This window comes from Rhodopseudomonas palustris (assembly GCF_013415845.1).
Lineage (GTDB): Bacteria > Pseudomonadota > Alphaproteobacteria > Rhizobiales > Xanthobacteraceae > Rhodopseudomonas > Rhodopseudomonas palustris_F.
Genome location: NZ_CP058907.1, coordinates 317596 through 335543 on the forward strand (window position 1 = coordinate 317596; position 17948 = coordinate 335543).

Here is a 17948-nt window from a genome sequence, read left to right on the forward strand (position 1 = left end):
CGTTGCTCCGCCCGCAATGACGAGGCGTGGTCGGCGCCGCCGGCCGCGCACCTCAATGCGTGGTGCGGAGTTCGCGCTCGCGCTGAATCACTTCGGTGGCGAGCTTCAGATAGGCTTCGCTGCCGACGCATTTCAGATCGTAAACCAGCACCGGCTTGCCGTAGCTCGGCGCTTCGGAGATCCGCACGTTACGCGGGATCATGGTGTCGTAGACCTTCTTGCCCATGAACTGGCGCACGTCGGCGACAACCTGGCTCGACAGATTGTTGCGGCTGTCGAACATCGTCAGCACGATGCCGTGGATCGTCAGGCTCGGGTTGAGGTTGGCGCGGACCTGCTCAACCGTCTGCAGCAATTGCGACAAACCTTCGAGCGCGAAGAACTCACACTGCAGCGGCACCAGGATCGCATCCGCGGCCGCCATCGCATTCACAGTCAGCAGATTCAGCGAGGGCGGGCAGTCGATCAGCACGTAGGTGTAGTCGAGCGGCGGATCGATGTCCTTGTTGAGCACGCCGATCGCATCGCGCAGCCGGAACGCGCGGTCACCGCGATGGCCGAGCTCGAGCTCGAGGCCCGACAGATCCATCGTCGAAGCTGCGATGTGCAGCCGCGGCACCGCGGTCGCGACCACCGCATCACGGAGTGGCGCTTCACCGGCCAGCACGTCGTAAGTTGAAGTGTTACGATCGCGGCGGTCGATGCCGAGCCCGGTCGAGGCGTTGCCCTGCGGATCGAGATCGACAATCAGCACGCGCTCGCCGATCGCGGCCAGGGCCGTGCCGAGATTGATCGCGGTGGTGGTCTTGCCGACCCCGCCCTTCTGGTTGGCGAGCGCGATGATGCGCGGACGCCCGGGCTCTGAATTCGCCCTATCCCCTTGATAAATCTCGTCAATTACGGTCATGGCAGGTTCTTTTGGCTCGCGGTGGCGTTATGTGCGTCGTTCGATGTGGTCGATTTCGACGATCCAGCCTTGGCCACCGGTCACGCTGGCATGCAGCTTGGGCTGGAATTTCCAATATTTAGTAGCTTCCGTCAATTCTGCATCTACATCTTGACCTTTCAGGAACAGCGCCTTTGTGGTTCCGGGGGTCATCAGCGGTTCGGCAAAACCGATGAGCTGGTGTAGCGGAGCGACCGCACGGGCGGTGATGCAATCGAGTGCTTGTGGGAATCTATCCACGTTATCCCCGATGTCCGCGAGAATGACTGTGCCCGGAGCGCCCGCGACGCGGAGCGCCTCGCGCAGGAACGCGGCCTTCTTGGCAATCCTCTCCACCAACGTGACGTGTCCACCGACGTCCGCCATCGCGCAGGCCAGTACCACACCGGGAAACCCGCCTCCCGATCCGAAGTCGAGCCATCGCCGGGCATGCGGCATCAGACTGACCAGCTGCAGCGAATCCGCGATGTGCCGGGTCCAAAGCTGCGGCAGGGTCGAGGGAGCGACCAGATTGGTCTTAGCCTGCCATTGCTGCAGTAGCACGACATAGGCATCGAGGCGGGCTTCGAGCGCCGACGAGATTGGGATGAGCTTCAGCGCCGCCGCTTTGTCAGCGTCGAGATCTGAGACGGAAACGAGAGGTCTGGCAGCGCGCTGCATGGAACTTCACTGCGGGGGAGACGGCCGTGGAGGCCTTTTTAGATTATATTCTCGCAAACCGATTCCGACCACCGAATACGGCACCGATCTGCAATCGACGGCTAGAGTTTCACGTGAAACACGACGGAGCCGAGAGGTGGAGGTGTTTCACGTGAAACGCTGGTTGCCACCCTACCCCGTCGATTTCCGCTTCCGTTGTTCACGCCGCAGATAGGCGGCGAGAATTCCGAGGGCCGCTGGCGTGATGCCGTCGAGCCGACCCGCCTGCCCAACGGTGTGTGGGCGATGCCGCTCCAGCCGCGTGCGAGCCTCGTTCGACAGACCGGGGACCGCCGCGTAATCGACATCGGTAAGCCCGAGACTTTCGTCCCGACGAAACGCCTCGACGTCTGCGGTCTGGCGCTCCAGATAGACATGATATTTGGCGTCGATCTCGACATGCACCGCGATCGCCGGATCGACCTTTCCAAGCTCCGGCCATATCGCGCGAACCTGAGCCCACTCGATTTCCGGATAGGACAACAGATCGAACGCGGAGCGGCGCTGGCCATCCCGGTTCAGTGCCAGTCCGTGCTTGGCTGCTTCGTTCGGGGTGATCGACAGCGATTGGGCAAGCGCTTTCGCGTCAGAAAGTGCGACCATTTTGTCCTGATGGAAGGCCGACCGCTCCACCCCGACGCAACCGAGTGCTAGGCCCTTGTCGGTCAGACGCTGGTCGGCGTTGTCGGCTCGAAGGGTCAGGCGATACTCGGCCCGAGAGGTGAACATCCGGTACGGCTCGGTGATGCCGCGGGTCACCAGATCGTCGATCATCACGCCGAGGTAGCCGTCGGCGCGATCGAACACCGCCAGATCGCCACCTCCCGCGGACAATGCCGCGTTGAGCCCAGCGACCAGACCCTGGGCTGCCGCCTCTTCATAACCGGTGGTGCCATTGATCTGCCCGGCCAGGAACAGCCCGCGCAGCCGCTTGGTCTGCAGCGTCGGCTCCAATTCCCGCGGATCGACGTGATCGTATTCGATCGCGTATCCCGGACGGAGCATTTCGGTTCGCTCCAGCCCCGGAATGGTCTTCAGGATTGCCCGCTGCACCTCTTCGGGAAGCGACGTTGAGATCCCGTTGGGATAGACGGTCGGGTCATCAAGCCCTTCCGGCTCCAGGAAGATCTGGTGGCCGTCGCGATCGCCGAATTTGACGATCTTGTCCTCAATCGAGGGGCAATAACGCGGCCCAGTCGATTGGATCTGCCCGGAATACATCGGCGAGCGATGCACATTGGCGCGGATCACCTCATGGGTGGCCGGCGTCGTCCGGGTGATGCCGCATTCGATCTGCGGCGTGGTGATTGCCGGCGTCAGGACCGAAAACGGTTCCGCCGGATCATCGCCAGGCTGCATTTCGACGGCGCTCCAGTCGATTGTCCGGCCGTCCAGACGTGGCGGAGTTCCGGTTTTGAGGCGACCGAGCTTAAATCCGAGCGCTTCGAACGACGATGAAAGCCCCATCGCTGGGGCCTCGTCGATCCGGCCAGCGGGCCAGCTTCGCTCGCCGAGGTGAATGAGGCCGCGCAGAAAGGTCCCGGTCGTAATGACGACCGCCGCGGCAGCAAACTCCCGGCCGTCGCCGAGCCGAATGCCGCTCACACGGCCGTCCTGCCATAGCAGCGCGTCGGCCTCCCCTTCGATCACCGACAAATTCGGAAAGCCCTGGATCGCGGTCTGCATCGCGGCCGCATATAGCTTGCGATCAGCCTGCGCCCGCGGGCCGCGGACCGCGGGGCCTTTACGGCGGTTCAGCATCCGAAACTGAATGCCGCCGGCGTCGGCGACCCGGCCCATCAGCCCATCCAAGGCATCCACTTCGCGGACCAGATGACCTTTGCCCAACCCTCCGATCGCCGGATTGCAGGACATCGCACCTACGGTGGCAAAACGATGGGTAACGAGGGCAGTAGCCGCGCCGATCCGGGCAGCCGCAGCCGCAGCTTCGCAGCCGGCATGGCCGCCGCCGATGACGATGACGTCGAAAGAGGTACGCATGGTGGGGTTGTAGCTCAGCTCCGGGGAGCTTTGAAGGCGAGTTCGCCGATCTTGATACCGGCTGAACCTCACCGAACTGTTTCACGTGAAACAGCCGAGCCCAAATCCCGATAGCGTGGTTAACCTTTCGTTACCACCGGCTGACCGGCCGAGACCCGAGCAAGCCTATTTGCCAATGCAGAACCGGCCGAAGATCTCACCAAGGACATCCTCGACGTCGACCCGCCCGAGCAATCGGCCGAGACTGTGAGCCGAAGCGCGGAGTTCTTCGGCGACGATTTCTTCGGCCAGTCCCGGCACGAGGCTGCGTGTCAGCGATGCCGCAGCATCGGCGAGCAACCGCCGATGGCGGTCGCGCGTGATCAATCCGGCTTCTGCGGACCCGAAATACTGCGCAGCAAATTGCGTCAGTTCGCGCAGCAAATCCGCAAACCCCTCGCCGGTCGTGGCCGAAATCCGGAAACCGGGCTCTGACGGGCCGGATTCTGCCACCTCGCCGGTCGCCAAATCGATCTTATTCCGGACCCGCCAGACTTCCGGTCCGCTGACATCGGGATCCGAAGCATCCGTGGTCGTGCTCAGCCACAGAACAAGGTCCGCCGAAGCGGCTCGCGAGCGGGCGCGTCGCATACCCTCCTGCTCGACCGGATCGTCACTGTCTCGCAGTCCCGCCGTATCGATCACCGTCACCGGATAGCCGTCGAGATCGAGCTGGATTTCGATCACATCCCGGGTGGTGCCAGCATGCGGCGAGACGATCGCCACCTCGCGGCGCGCCAGGCGATTGATCAGAGTGGACTTGCCGACGTTCGGCGGCCCGGCGATCGCCACCACCATCCCGTCGCGAAGCTTTTCGCCCCGGCCCTGCTCGGCCAAGACCTCGGCGATCTCTGCCGACAGCTCGGCGATCTTCGCCCGCGCCGGCCCCATCAGCTCGTCGGCAACGTCGCCTTCGTCGGAAAAGTCGATCCCTGCTTCGACCAGTGCCAGTGCCTCGATGATCTGGTCGCGCCATCGCCGCGCCCGGTCGCCCAGCACGCCGCCAAGTTGGCGGAGCGCCTGCCGACGCTGCGCGTCGGTGTCCGCATGGATCAGATCGTCAAGACCTTCGGCTTCGGTCAGGTCGAGCTTGCCGTTTTCGAATCCACGCCGGGTAAACTCGCCCGGCTCCGCCGGCCGCACGCCTTCGAATGCCGAGAGGGTCTTGATCAGCGCCGCCGCCACTGCACGGCTACCGTGGATGTGCAATTCGGCAACGTCTTCGCCGGTAGCGGACGCAGGCGCCGGAAACCACAACGCCACGCCGTCATCGATCAGATCACCATCGCGGCTCCGAAGATCACAGCGTACCGCGCGCCGGGGCGGCGGTAATGATCCGGTCAGCGCCGTCAGCACTTCACCCGCTCGCGATCCGGAAACACGCACGATTGCGATCGCCGACGGCAGCGGTCCGGTCGCAAGGGCGAAGATGGTCTGATCGCTCGGATGCATGGCGCTGTCTTGCCGAGGCGCTGTTCCGAACGCAAACAAAAAGGGCGCCCCGTGGGGGCGCCCTTGATGGCCGGCTATTCAACTCGCTCAGGTGTTCATCGAGTCGAAGAATTCCGAGTTGTTCTTGGTGTTGCGCAGCTTGTCGAGCAGGAACTCGATCGCGTCCATCGTCCCCATCGGGTTGAGGATACGGCGCAGCACGTACATCTTCTTCAACAGCTGCGGGTCGGTGATCAGCTCTTCCTTGCGGGTACCGGACCGCGAGATGTCGATCGCCGGGAACGTGCGCTTGTCGGCAACCTTGCGGTCGAGGATCAACTCCGAGTTGCCGGTGCCCTTGAACTCTTCGAAGATCACTTCGTCCATGCGCGAGCCGGTGTCGACCAGCGCGGTGGCGATGATGGTGAGCGACCCACCCTCTTCGATGTTACGGGCGGCGCCGAAGAATCGCTTCGGCCGCTGCAGCGCGTTGGCGTCCACACCGCCGGTCAGCACCTTACCCGAAGACGGTACCACCGTGTTGTAGGCCCGGCCGAGGCGGGTGATCGAGTCGAGCAGGATGACGACGTCGCGGCCGTGTTCGACCAGGCGCTTGGCCTTCTCGATCACCATCTCCGCGACCTGGACGTGGCGAACCGCCGGCTCGTCGAAGGTCGAGGAAATCACCTCACCCTTCACCGAGCGCTGCATGTCGGTGACTTCTTCGGGCCGCTCGTCGATCAGCAGCACGATCAGATAGCACTCTGGGTGATTCGCCGTGATCGAGTGTGCGATGTTCTGCATCAGCACGGTCTTACCGGTGCGCGGCGGCGCGACGATCAGAGCGCGCTGGCCCTTGCCGATTGGGGCAACGATGTCGATGACGCGGGCCGACAGATCCTTGCGGGTGGGATCGTCGATCTCGAGCCGGAAGCGTTCATCCGGAAACAGCGGCGTCAGGTTGTCGAAATTGACCTTGTGCTTCGACTTCTCGGGATCCTCGAAGTTCAGCGAGTTGACCTTGAGCAGCGCGAAGTAGCGTTCGCCTTCCTTCGGGCTGCGGATGTGGCCTTCGATGGTGTCACCGGTGCGCAGGCCGAAGCGGCGGATCTGCGAGGGCGAAACGTAAATGTCGTCCGGACCGGGAAGGTAGTTGGCATCCGGCGAGCGCAAGAAGCCGAAACCATCGGACAGCACCTCGACGACGCCTTCGCCGATGATGTCGGTCTCTTTGGCCGACAACTGCTTGAGGCAGGCGAACATCAGCTCCTGCTTGCGCATCGTGCTGGCGTTCTCGACCCCGAGCTCTTCCGAAAACGAAACGAGTTCGGCCGGCGTCTTGGCCTTCAGGTCTTGAAGTTTGATTTCCCGCATGGGGGTGGTCCTGTGGAAACGAGACTGGGGATTCGTCAGCGGAAGAAAAAGCGGGAGGAAATAACCGGAGTCCGCAGGTCTTCAGGTCGACGGTGTCTTGAGCAAGGAAGGTGCGGGAGGTTTCAGACCCGATGCGGCGGCCGGTTCAAAAGGAACCTGATCGCAACCACATTCGCCTGCTTTAGGTGGGACGAATGCCAGTATAGAAAATCCGTTGCGTCCACGCAAGACGATCGACGCCGTACCGAAATCAGTGCCGTCAGAACGGCTTGACGATCACGAACAGTACCGCCGCGATCATCAGAAGCGTCGGTATCTCATTGATAATACGGTAGAATTTATGAGACCGGGTATTCCGGTCAGCGGCGAAGTCACGCACATAGCGGCCGAGCAGCAGATGAATCACGGTCATCAGCACGACCGCGGCGAGCTTGGCGTGAAACCAGCCCGAGGTGAAATAGCTCTGCTCCCAGGCGATCGCCAGACCAGCGACCCACGCGACCATCATGGCCGGATTCATGATCGCCCGGTACAGCCGGCGTTCCATGATCTTGAAGGTCTCGGACTGGGTCGATCCGACTTCGGCGGTGCAGTGGTAGACGAACAATCGCGGCATATACAGCATGCCGGCCATCCAGGAGATCACCGCCACCACGTGCAGGGTCTTCACCCACGGATAGACATCCACCCAGTCGATCATTCGATCTTCCATTCCGCTGTGCCGCGAAGCTGTCAGACGATCCGGAACGCAGGACCTGCATCGCGCGTTGATCGAATGCTCGAATGCGGAGATTTCCGCAAGCGCCAGCTTTCTTATCAATATTTATAGATTCTTAGGGTTTGAGTCTAAGTGACCGTGGATTGGACTCACCCAACAGCATTCCAAAGTTCTTCCGCACCTGCCCACATCTTCACAGTCGTCCCCAACTGCTGGTCTGTTCGTCGGGCGCTTGCAGGATCAGAGGGTTGCGCCGGGTCGTCGCCGCATTACCGAGAGACAAATCCACATTCACCCGCTAACCTCATCGCGATCCCGAAATGCTCTTCTCACCCGACGCCTGTGAAGAAAAAGCCGGGTTATCCCGAGCCCGACGGCCGTGGCTCCGCTTTGGTGCGATTCTCGGCCCGTTGTTCACAGGTTACACAGGGCCACGATGCTGACCGACGGCAGCTACTTTCACCTTCATCTGGTCTCCGACTCGACCGGCGAAACTCTGATCACGGTGTCCCGGGCCGTGACGGCGCAATACGCCAACGTCACTCCGGTCGAACATGTCTATCCCTTGGTGCGCAGCCAGAAGCAGCTCGATCGCGTGCTGCAGGAAATCGAAGAAGCGCCCGGCATCGTCCTGTTCACGCTGCTGGAGACCGAATTGGTCAATCGGCTCGAAGCGAAGTGCCAGGAGATCAACAGCCCGAGCCTGTCGATCATCGGTCCGGTGATGCAACTGTTCGAAGCCTATCTCGGCGCGTCGACCATGGGCCGGGTCGGTGCGCAGCACACGCTCAATGCCGAATATTTCCAGCGCATCGACGCGTTGAACTATTCGATGATGCACGACGACGGCCAGCACGTCGAAGGGCTTGAAGAAGCCGATGTGGTGCTCGTCGGCGTATCGCGGACCTCGAAGACGCCGACCTCGATCTATCTGGCCAATCGCGGCATCCGCACCGCCAATGTGCCGCTGGTCGCCGGCATTCCGATTCCGCATCAGCTCGAGACGCTGAAGAAGCCGTTGGTGGTCAGCCTGCACGCGTCGCCGGAACGTTTGATCCAGGTGCGGCAGAATCGGCTTCTCAGTCTCGGCGCCGGTACGGGCAACGACTCTTATATTGATCGCCAGGCGGTGACCGACGAGGTGCTGCTGGCGCGTAAGCTCAGCGCCAAATATGGCTGGTCGCTGCTCGACGTCACCCGGCGGTCGATCGAGGAAACTGCTGCGGCGATCATGAAACTGCTTGCCGATCGGCAGCGCCAGAAGGTGCCGGAATGACGCTGTGGCTCGGGCCGCAGCCGCTGGTGCTGGCTTCGCAGAGCCGCGCCCGGCAGACTGTGCTCGCCAATGCCGGAATTCCGTTCGACGCGATTCCGGCCGACATCGATGAGCGCGGCATCGCGGAGGCCTCAGGCCTCAGCGCGCCGGGGGACATTGCCGCATTGCTGGCACAGCAGAAGGCGGCATTCGTCAGTAATTACCATCCCGGCCGACTGGTGCTTGGCGCCGATCAGACGTTGGCGCTCGGTGCGCGTGGTTTCAACAAACCCGCTGATCGTGCGGCCGCCGCCAAGCAGCTCCGCGAACTCGCCGGTCGCCGCCATGAACTGCACTCGGCGGTCGCCGTCGTCCGCAACGGCATCACGCTATTTGCCGATGTCGCCATCGCGCGGATGACGATGCGGCCGCTCACCGAGGCCGAGATCGAAGCCTATCTCGATGTCGTCGGTGACAAAGCCACCACCAGCGTCGGTGCCTATCAGATCGAAGGCGTAGGGGTGCATCTGTTCGACGGCATCCACGGTGACCATTTCACCATCCTGGGCCTGCCGCTGTTGCCGTTGCTCGGTTTTCTGCGTAGCCAGAACCTGCTGGCGGTCTGAGGCGCGGGCGACGAACCAAACAACAAGCGAGACTCAGGACCGATCGGAATCGGATCTGAAACGTCTCGTGCCGAAGAAAAGACGGAGGCGATGGAATGCTGGTGCTCGGACTGACCGGTTCGATCGGGATGGGCAAATCGACCACCGCCAAACTGTTCGCCGAAGCCGGCGTGCCGGTCTACGACGCCGACGCCACCGTGCATAAGATCTACGAAAACGAGGCGGTGCCGGCGATCGAGGCGGCGTTTCCCGGCACCACGGTCGGCGGCAAGGTCGATCGCGCGTTGCTGTCGGCAAAGGTGGTGCATGATCCGGCTGCGATGAAGCGGCTCGAGGGAATCGTGCACCCGATGCTGCGCGCCCATCACCAGCAGTTTCTCGACGATGCCGAATCATCGGGCGCGCCGGTTGCAGTGGTCGATGTCCCGCTGCTGTTCGAAACCGGCGGTGAAAAGCGCGTCGACGCGGTGGTGGTGGTGACGACCTCGCCGGAGGTGCAGCGCGAACGGATTCTCGCGCGCGACAACATGACCCCTGAAAAACTCGACGCGATTCTGGCCCGCCAGATGCCCGATGCCGAAAAGCGCAAGCGCGCGGATTTCGTGGTGGATACTTCAAACGGACTCGACCCGGTGCGGCTTCAGATCCGCGAAATCCTCGAGGCCGCTGCTAAAATGCCGCGGCGGCGCGACTGATTCGCGAAGCGACCAAGACAGCCTGATCAGAAGCGATGCGTGAAATCGTCCTCGATACCGAAACCACCGGCCTCGATCCGCTGCGCGGCGATCGGCTGGTCGAAATCGGCTGCGTCGAGATCTTCAACCGGATGCCGACCGGCCGCACCTATCATCAATACCTCAATCCCGAACGGGACATGCCGGCTGAAGCCTTTGCGGTGCATGGGCTGTCGAGCGAATTCCTCGCCGACAAGCCGCTGTTCGCACATGTGGCGGACGAGTTTCTCGAATTCATCGGTGATGCGCCGCTGGTGATTCACAACGCATCGTTCGACATCGGCTTCATCAATGCGGAGTTGTCGCGGCTGTCGCGCGCGCCGGTGCCACGCGATCGCCTGGTCGACACGCTGCTGCTCGCCCGCCGCAAGCATCCGGGCGTGTCGAACCGGCTCGACGATCTTTGCTCGCGTTACGCGATCGACAATTCGCGCCGGACCAAGCATGGCGCGTTGCTCGACGCCGAGCTGTTGGCCGAAGTCTATATCGACCTGATCGGCGCCCGGCAGTCGCAGCTCATTCTGGCCGACGTGCCGGTTGAGGTGGCCGGAGCTGCCAGCGAGAGCCGGCGCCGCCAGCGACCCGCGCCGCTGCCGAACAGGCTGACCGACGCTGACCTCGAAGCCCACCGCGCCTTCATCGCCACCATGGGCGAGAAGGCGATCTGGCCAGACTATCTGCCCGCCGGCGCCTGAGCGTTTGTCTTCCTGAAACGACAATGCCCGGCGCATCGGCCGGGCATTGCAAACGTCATGAAGTGAGCAGCGACCGGATCAGCTCGGCTGACCCTGCTGCTGGGCGCGCTCGAGGTTCTGGCGATACAGGCCGATGAAATCGACCGGATCGAGCATCAGCGGCGGGAACCCGCCGTCGCGCACCGCACTGGCGATGATCTCACGGGCAAACGGGAACAGCAGCCTGGGGCATTCGATCATGATCAGCGGATGCAGGTTTTCCTGCGGCACGTTCAGTACCCGGAACACACCCGCATAGGCCAGCTCGAAGCTGAACAGTACGCTGCTGCCGGATTCGGCCTTGCCTTCGATCGACAGCGTGACTTCGTATTCGTTCTCGCCGACGTTGTTGGCGCCGACATTAATCTGGATGTTGATCGCCGGCTGCTGCTGCTGCGGGGCGAGCGACGCCGGAGCGTTCGGATTCTCGAACGACAGATCCTTGGTGTACTGCGCCAGCACATTGAGTTGCGGAGGAGCACCCTCGGGAGGCGTGCCGTTACCGTTGGTCATCGATGGTTCTCCTGGAAGCGGATTTGGGTGGCGGCCGCCGACTTGCAGAGGGCGTCGCAACAATGGGCAGGTGCTTTGGCGAGTGGCTATCATACGCTCCCCGCGTTCCACAAGGTAGACAGAGGCTGCGACTGCCGCCCGGTTGGCGGGTGCCGAATACCGTGCCCACAGCCTGGATGTCCCGCGATGCCCCGCCGAAACCTCTCCTTAACTGCCGAGCGGTCAGGTTTTCGGGCCTCGCCCGGTTTCCGGCCGGGCCCGAACCGCGTAAGCTCGCCGGGCCACAGCTCCAAAGATCGCTGTGTGGGGGTTGCCAACCCCACCTGCTGTGCCAAAACGCGCCATTGGCGCGCCGCGGTTGATGCCTACATGGTGTGAACCGGCTCTCTGCCGCGTTGGCGCCGCGAGGCCGGAGACCAAAGCCGCGCCGGTAGCCCCGGCCCGATCAGAAAGTGAATGCGACGTGGATATTTACACCATCATCTTCTTGGCGCTCGCGGTGTTCATCTTCCTGCGTCTGCGCAACGTGCTCGGCCAGCGCACCGGCAGCGAACGGCCGCCGTTCGATCGCGCCGCCGCGCGGGATATGATTCCCGGCAAGCAGGACAACAACGTGGTTTCGATGCCTGGCACCGTGATCGACCAGGCGCCGATGGCGCCGAACGCCGACGTGGTGCCGCCCTCCGATCGCTGGAAGGGCATCGCCGAGCCGGACTCCGAGCTGGAGCACGGTCTCAACGCCATCGCTCAAAACGATTCGTCGTTCGACGCGCAACACTTCATTACCGGCGCGAAGAGCGCCTATGAGATGATTGTGATGGCGTTCGCCAATGGCGATCGTCGCTCACTGCGCGATCTGCTGTCGAGCGAGGTCTATGAGAGCTTCGACGCGGCGATCAAGGATCGCGAAAAGAACGACCTCAAGGTCGAGACCCGCTTCGTGTCGATCGAGAAGGCCGAGCTGATCAGCGCCGAGCTGCGCGATCGCACCGCGATGCTGACTCTGAAATTCGTGTCGCAGATGATCTCGGCAACCCGCGACAAGACCGGCGCGGTGGTCGACGGGTCGCCCGACAAGGTTGTCGATATCACCGACGTCTGGACCTTCGCCCGCGACACGAGCTCGCGCGATCCGAACTGGAAGCTGGTTGGGACCGGCAGCGGCACCTGACGTACGCGGCGCGCGCCGCGCCGCCCTCGCCGGCTGCGTTCTCGCAGCCGCGCTACTGTCTGTGCTGGGCGAGGCAGATGCGCGCAGCCGGCATCACCATTCCGGCGCCCGATCGGTCTCGAAATTCGCCGAGCATCACGCAAAGTATCCGCATCCGCTGTGGCCGCTGGAGATTCCGGGCGGCCAGTATTTGCCGGTCGCCTGGTCGGAAATTCACGGTTGGGACTCCGACGATCAGCTTGCGGCCCTGAAAACTTTCCGTGTGAGTTGTCGTCCAATCCTGGCGGCAGGCCGAGCGCCATTGATCGACAAGCCGCTCGGCGGCTCGTTGTGGGAGCCGTGCCATGCGGCGCGCTCGGCGCATCTGACGACGGCGGCCGAGGCGCGCGCGTTCTTCGAACAGCATTTCGTGCCGCTGCAGATCTCGCGGCTCGGCGAGCCGCTCGGCTTCGTCACCGGCTACTATGAGCCGGTGATCGAAGGCTCGCCGGTCAAGACCGACGACTACGTGGTGCCGGTGTATCGCCGGCCCTCCAACCTGTTTGTCCGCGGCTACAAGCAGGAAGCAGCCCTGCCGAATGGCGGGCCGGTGTTTCGCAAGATCGGCCGGCGCAAGCTGGTGCCGTATTACGACCGCGGAGAAATCGAAGATGGCGCAATCGACGGCCGGGGTCTCGAGATCTGCTGGCTGAAGAGTCAGACCGATCTATTGTTTGCGCAGATCCAGGGATCGGCGCGGATCAAGCTGCCCGACGGCCGGGTGATTCGAATCAATTACGACGCCCACAATGGCTTCCCCTACACGCCGGTTGGTCGCATCCTGATCGAGCGCGGCATCATCCCGCGCGAAGAGATGTCGATGCACCGCATCCGCGACTGGATGGACGCCAACCCCGACGGCGCCAAGGAGCTGCGGCGGGCAAACCGCTCGTATGTGTTCTTCCGCAAGGTCGAACTGAAGGACGACGATGAAGCGATCGGGGCCCAAGGCGTGCCGCTCACCCCAGGCCGCTCGATCGCCATCGACAAGGGTCTGCATGTCTACGGCACGCCTTTCTTTATTACGGGCGAACTGCCGATCGAATCCCCGACCGCGAAGACAGCGTTTCGGCGGTTGATGATCGGCCAGGACACCGGCTCGGCGATCGTCGGCCCGGCGCGGGCCGACCTGTATTTCGGCGCTGGTGCTGAGGCGGGCGCGGTGGCAGGACGGATCCGTCATCCGATCGCGTTCGCCATGCTGGTGCCGAAGGGTCTCGATCCGGTCGCGCGCGCCCGCAGTCTGCCGGTGCCCGAGCCGCGGCCGCCCGCCAAAACCAACAAACCCGCGGCGACGCCATCGAAATCCGGTGGTAGAGACGGAGCCACGACAGTTCCGACACCAGATAGCCGGCCGGCTACCGAGCCGTCACGGCCGACTGGTCATCGGCACCGCTCGCATCACTCTCGGCACCATCGCCACCTGCGCTGACCTCGATGAAACGTATCATTCCGCCGCTCGACCCGCCGATGTCGCGCCGCAAGCGCAGCTTGACCGAGGATGAACGGGCGCTGTGGGACGGTGTGGCGCGACAGATCAAGCCGCTGCGCGGCCGGCCGCGGCTGATCAAGGTCGAGATTGCCGATCCGCAGGCCCTCGTGCCGGCCATCAAGCCGGCGCCGGTGGCGCCGCCGCAACCGCTCAAGCGTACCGCGAAACCATCGCTCCCAACCGCCCCGCCGCCGCTCGCCACGCTGGGCCGGCGCGAGCGGGCGCATCTGTCGCGTGGCCGCAAGGACATCGACGCGCGGATCGATCTGCATGGGATGACCCAGGCCCGTGCCCATCATGCACTACTGTATTTCCTGCAGCGCGCCAGTCACGACGGGCTCGGCTTCGTGCTGGTGATCACCGGCAAGGGCAAGAGCGGCGACACCGAACGCGGCGTGCTCCGCCGCCAGGTGCCACAATGGCTCGCCCTTCCCGAATTCCGCGCCTATGTGGTCGGTTTCGACGAAGCCCACATTGGCCACGGCGGCGAAGGCGCGTTGTACGTGCGGGTGCGGCGGGCACGCGGTTAGTTCGCAAAGCACGGGGTGTTCATCGGCCGACGCGCCCCCGTTTCCAACGTCATCACCCGCGCATGCGGGTGATCCAGTCTCCCAGAGAGGTCGTTACTTGGACGCAGACGCTCTGCGATACTGGGTCGCCCGGACGAGCCGGGCGATGACGGGAGTGCGTAGTTGAAAAATCTTGGCCTCAATTGAGTCCCGAGTCATCGCCGGGCTTGACCCGGCGATCCATCTCTTCGCCAAGAGGATAGATGCGCGGGTCAAGCCCGCGCATGACGTTGGTACTTGAGGATGAGCCCTGTTCTTTCGTCGTCAGAGCCGACAGAGCTGCCCCAAACGGCCGGTTACAGAATAAACCGGCTCAAATCCGTATTCTTGGCGAGATCCCCGACATTGGTCTTCACGTAGTCCGCATCGACACGGAAAGTCTCGCCGTGGCGGTCGGGGGCGACGAAGGAGATCTCGTCGAGGACGCGCTCCATCACGGTTTGCAGCCGGCGCGCGCCGATGTTCTCGACCGTCGAGTTCACCGCGACCGCGACATCGGCCAGCGCGTCGATCGCGTCGTCCGAGAAGTCCAGCGTCACGCCCTCGGTCTTCATCAGCGCCACATACTGCTTGATCAGTGAGGCTTCCGGCTCGGTCAGGATCCGGCGCATGTCGTCGCGGCTCAGCGCATTGAGCTCGACGCGGATCGGCAGCCGGCCCTGCAGCTCGGGCAGCAGGTCTGAGGGCTTGGCGATGTGGAAGGCGCCCGAAGCGATGAACAGGATGTGCTCGGTCTTCACTGCCCCGTGCTTGGTCGACACCGTGGTGCCTTCGATCAGCGGCAACAGATCGCGCTGCACGCCTTCGCGCGAGACTTCGCCGCCGCTGCGGCCGTCGCGCACGCAGATCTTGTCGATCTCGTCCAGGAACACGATGCCGTTGTTCTCCACCGCAGCGATCGCTTCCTGCACCAGCTGATCAGTGTCGAGCAGCTTGTCGGCTTCTTCGTTGACCAGGATCTGGTGCGAATCCGCCACCGTCAGCCGCCGCTTCTTGGTGCGGCCGCCCATCTTACCGAAGATGTCGCCGAGCGAGACCGCGCCGATCTGCGCGCCCGGCATGCCGGGAATTTCGAACATCGGCGAGCCTGACCCGGCCTGGGTCTCGATCTCGATTTCCTTGTCGTTGAGTTCGCCGGCGCGCAGCTTCTTGCGGAACGAGTCGCGCGTCGCCGGACCCGAGCCGGGCCCGACCAGTGCATCGAGCACGCGTTCCTCGGCGGCGACCTGGGCGCGCGCCTGCACGTCCTTGCGCTTCTTCTCGCGCACCTGTGCGATCGCGACCTCGACCAGATCGCGGATGATCTGCTCGACGTCGCGGCCGACATAGCCGACCTCGGTGAACTTCGTCGCCTCGACCTTGAGGAACGGTGCGCCGGCGAGCTTGGCGAGCCGCCGCGCGATCTCGGTTTTGCCGACGCCGGTCGGGCCGATCATCAGGATATTTTTCGGCAGCACCTCTTCGCGCAAGCTACCTTCGAGCTGCAGCCGCCGCCAGCGATTGCGCAGCGCGATGGCGACCGCGCGCTTGGCGTCGGCCTGGCCGACGATGAAGCGGTCGAGTTCGGAGACGATTTCACGGGGGGAAAAGTCGGTCATGGGGCCTACGTAAGGTCGGTCGAACGAGGGAACAAGCGGGGTCAGATGATCGGAGGTCCCGCCTGCCATTGCCGGATGGCATCGAACGGATGAATCAGCATGATCACGTTGAGGGTCAGATTGTCGCGGATGTGCAAGCCGACCAGCACTTCGAACAGCACCGCGATCGCGACGGTGGCGGTGATCGGCAGCCAGCGGGCGAGCAGGAAGCCAGAGATCATCGCAAGCGTATCGGCGACCGAATTGACGATGCTGTCGCCGTAGTAATCGAGCGAGATCGTGCCGGCGCGGTAGCGCTCGATGATGAAGCTCGAATTCTCGGCCAGCTCCCAGCCGCCTTCGATCAGTGTCGCCACGATCAGCCGCGCGGTCCACGACCAGCGCCGCAGCAGCAGCCACGTGCCGGCATAGAACAGGAAGCCGTGGATGATGTGCGAGAACGTGTACCAGTCGGTCAGGTGCTGAGAGTTCTCCGAACTCATCACCACGCCGTGCCACAGCTTGACAGTGCCGCAGTTGCAGATCGGCACCCGGCCCATCGCGAACAGCGCTGTCGCCTGAAGCGCGAGCAGAGCCAGGACGATGGCCAGCGCGAAACGGACCGGCAGGTCGGTCGCGGACGACACCGGCCGTTCGGCCCCGGCCGCGCTCATGCGGTCAGCGTCTCGAGGGTGAGATTGCCGTTGGTGTAGACGCAGATGTCGGCGGCGATGCCGAGCGACTTGCGCACGATGGTCTCGGCATCCTGATCGGTGTCGATCAGCGCGCGGGCGGCGGCGAGCGCGTAATTTCCGCCGGAGCCGATCGCCATTACGCCGGCTTCCGGTTCGAGCACGTCGCCGGTGCCGGTCAGGACCAGCGACACGTCCTTGTCGGCGACGATCATCATCGCTTCCAGCCGGCGCAGATACCGGTCGGTGCGCCAATCCTTGGCGAGTTCGACCGCTGCGCGGGTGAGCTGGCCGGGATATTGCTCGAGCTTGGCTTCGAGCCGCTCGAACAGCGTGAAGGCGTCGGCGGTGGCGCCGGCAAAGCCGCCGATCACGTCGCCCTTGCCGAGCTTGCGAACCTTCTTGGCGTTGGCCTTGATCACGGTCTGGCCGATCGAGACCTGGCCGTCGCCGCCGATCACGACCTTGCCGCCCTTGCGCACGGTCAGAATGGTGGTGCCGTGCCAGACCGGGGGGCCGGCGTCTGCCGAAGAGCTATGAGGTGCCATGGAGTTCCTTTCGCGAGCGCTGATCTAGGCACGGCCGGGCGGCGATGCAATCGCCCTCCCGACCACCGCCGGAGCGGCCAATCCGCTCACCATAGGACGAAGATCGGCCCCGCTCCGCAGCTGGCGCAGTAGCGAAGGTGTCACCGGCCTGTTAAAAGACCGGCGTTTTTACCGGAGAGCCCGCTTCATGCGCACGGCGACGATCAAGCGCAAGACCAAGGAGACCGACATCGAGGTCACGGTCGACCTCGACGGCACCGGTGTGGCCAACGCCGCCACCGGGATCGGTTTCTTCGACCATATGCTCGATCTGCTCGCCAAGCATTCGCGGATCGACATCACCGTCAAGGCGGTGGGCGACCTCCATGTCGACTTCCACCACACCACGGAGGATGTCGGCATCGCGCTCGGCCAGGCAGTCAAGCAGGCGCTTGGCAATATGGCGGGCATCACCCGCTATGCCACCGTGCTGATGCCGATGGACGAGACCCTGACCCGGGTGGTGATCGACGTCTCGGGCCGGCCGTTCCTGGTGTTCAAGGCGGACTTTCCGCGCGACAAGATCGGCGAATTCGACACCGAGCTGGTGCGGGAGTGGTTTCAGGCCTTCGCCATGAACGCGGGCGTGACTCTGCATGTCGAGACCCTATATGGCGAGAACAGCCATCACATCGCCGAATCCTGCTTCAAGGGATTGGCCCGGGCGCTGCGCGCGGCGGTGGCGATCGATCCGAAGACGGCCGGCGAAGTCCCTTCGACCAAGGGGCAGCTCGGCGGCTAACCGCCGTTG

18 protein-coding genes are annotated in these 17948 nt (G+C 63.6%); 8 read left to right on the forward strand and 10 right to left on the reverse strand.

Annotated elements, in window-relative coordinates:
• Positions 1-52: 52 nt before the first annotated feature.
• From HZF03_RS01485 to hemJ, 6 genes are all read right to left on the reverse strand, one after another.
• Complete coding sequence (locus HZF03_RS01485) at positions 53-907, reverse strand: ParA family protein (protein ID WP_011155860.1); 855 nt, start codon at positions 905-907, stop codon at positions 53-55.
• Between the two features lie 27 nt (positions 908-934).
• Positions 935-1606, reverse strand: a complete 672-nt coding sequence (gene rsmG, locus HZF03_RS01490) for a 16S rRNA (guanine(527)-N(7))-methyltransferase RsmG (protein WP_119017646.1) — start codon at positions 1604-1606, stop codon at positions 935-937.
• Between the two features lie 171 nt (positions 1607-1777).
• Entirely contained in the window at positions 1778-3646 is a 1869-nt protein-coding gene (gene mnmG / locus HZF03_RS01495; RefSeq protein ID WP_119017645.1) for a tRNA uridine-5-carboxymethylaminomethyl(34) synthesis enzyme MnmG, read from the reverse strand.
• 165 nt (positions 3647-3811) lie between these two features.
• A complete protein-coding gene (mnmE, locus tag HZF03_RS01500) occupies positions 3812-5137 on the reverse strand; it encodes a tRNA uridine-5-carboxymethylaminomethyl(34) synthesis GTPase MnmE (protein WP_119017644.1) in 1326 nt (441 codons plus the stop codon).
• Between the two features lie 87 nt (positions 5138-5224).
• Positions 5225-6490, reverse strand: coding sequence for a transcription termination factor Rho (gene rho, locus HZF03_RS01505; protein ID WP_011155864.1), 1266 nt, complete (start codon positions 6488-6490; stop codon positions 5225-5227).
• Between the two features lie 259 nt (positions 6491-6749).
• Positions 6750-7190 (reverse strand): protoporphyrinogen oxidase HemJ, encoded by a 441-nt coding sequence (hemJ, locus tag HZF03_RS01510; protein WP_012494049.1) that lies wholly within the window; start codon positions 7188-7190, stop codon positions 6750-6752.
• A gap of 454 nt (positions 7191-7644) precedes the next feature.
• Between hemJ and HZF03_RS01515 the strand changes: the two genes are divergently transcribed.
• The 4 genes from HZF03_RS01515 (at position 7645) to dnaQ (ending at position 10518) form a co-directional block, all read left to right on the forward strand.
• Positions 7645-8484, forward strand: a complete 840-nt coding sequence (locus HZF03_RS01515; RefSeq protein ID WP_119017643.1) for a pyruvate, water dikinase regulatory protein — start codon at positions 7645-7647, stop codon at positions 8482-8484.
• Positions 8481-9089: a Maf family protein gene (locus tag HZF03_RS01520; protein WP_119017642.1), complete on the forward strand. Its 609-nt coding sequence runs from the start codon at positions 8481-8483 to the stop codon at positions 9087-9089. The genes HZF03_RS01515 and HZF03_RS01520 overlap by 4 nt, the downstream gene beginning before the upstream one ends.
• 95 nt (positions 9090-9184) lie before the next feature.
• Positions 9185-9784 carry a dephospho-CoA kinase gene (gene coaE, locus HZF03_RS01525; protein WP_012494050.1) on the forward strand — a complete coding sequence of 200 codons (600 nt, stop codon included), beginning with the start codon at positions 9185-9187 and terminating at the stop codon, positions 9782-9784.
• Positions 9785-9819: 35 nt separating this feature from the next.
• Complete coding sequence (dnaQ, locus tag HZF03_RS01530) at positions 9820-10518, forward strand: DNA polymerase III subunit epsilon (protein WP_119017641.1); 699 nt, start codon at positions 9820-9822, stop codon at positions 10516-10518.
• 78 nt (positions 10519-10596) lie between these two features.
• Here dnaQ and secB read toward each other — a convergent pair whose 3' ends face one another.
• Positions 10597-11070 carry a protein-export chaperone SecB gene (secB, locus tag HZF03_RS01535; RefSeq protein ID WP_011155870.1) on the reverse strand — a complete coding sequence of 158 codons (474 nt, stop codon included), beginning with the start codon at positions 11068-11070 and terminating at the stop codon, positions 10597-10599.
• Between the two features lie 463 nt (positions 11071-11533).
• On the opposite strand from secB, the gene HZF03_RS01540 reads away from it, so the two are divergent.
• The 3 genes from HZF03_RS01540 to HZF03_RS01550 are packed head-to-tail and all read left to right on the forward strand — an operon-like array spanning position 11534 to position 14302.
• Positions 11534-12241 carry a Tim44/TimA family putative adaptor protein gene (locus tag HZF03_RS01540; protein WP_012494052.1) on the forward strand — a complete coding sequence of 236 codons (708 nt, stop codon included), beginning with the start codon at positions 11534-11536 and terminating at the stop codon, positions 12239-12241.
• Positions 12219-13712, forward strand: a complete 1494-nt coding sequence (gene mltA, locus HZF03_RS01545) for a murein transglycosylase A (RefSeq protein WP_119017640.1) — start codon at positions 12219-12221, stop codon at positions 13710-13712. The genes HZF03_RS01540 and mltA overlap by 23 nt, the downstream gene beginning before the upstream one ends.
• Before the next feature lie 5 nt (positions 13713-13717).
• Positions 13718-14302, forward strand: a complete 585-nt coding sequence (locus HZF03_RS01550; RefSeq protein WP_119017639.1) for a Smr/MutS family protein — start codon at positions 13718-13720, stop codon at positions 14300-14302.
• Positions 14303-14637: 335 nt separating this feature from the next.
• Here the strand turns inward: HZF03_RS01550 and hslU are convergent, their stop codons facing one another.
• The 3 genes from hslU to hslV are packed head-to-tail and all read right to left on the reverse strand — an operon-like array spanning position 14638 to position 17158.
• Complete coding sequence (hslU, locus tag HZF03_RS01555) at positions 14638-15939, reverse strand: ATP-dependent protease ATPase subunit HslU (protein WP_119017638.1); 1302 nt, start codon at positions 15937-15939, stop codon at positions 14638-14640.
• Between the two features lie 41 nt (positions 15940-15980).
• On the reverse strand, positions 15981-16592 hold the full coding sequence (locus HZF03_RS01560; protein ID WP_119017637.1) for a DUF2585 domain-containing protein: 612 nt from the start codon (positions 16590-16592) through the stop codon (positions 15981-15983).
• Entirely contained in the window at positions 16589-17158 is a 570-nt protein-coding gene (gene hslV / locus HZF03_RS01565; RefSeq protein ID WP_011155876.1) for an ATP-dependent protease subunit HslV, read from the reverse strand. The genes HZF03_RS01560 and hslV overlap by 4 nt, the downstream gene beginning before the upstream one ends.
• A gap of 187 nt (positions 17159-17345) precedes the next feature.
• Here hslV and hisB point away from each other — a divergent pair, with 187 nt between their 5' ends.
• Complete coding sequence (hisB, locus tag HZF03_RS01570) at positions 17346-17939, forward strand: imidazoleglycerol-phosphate dehydratase HisB (RefSeq protein ID WP_011155877.1); 594 nt, start codon at positions 17346-17348, stop codon at positions 17937-17939.
• The last annotated feature ends 9 nt before the right edge of the window (positions 17940-17948 follow it).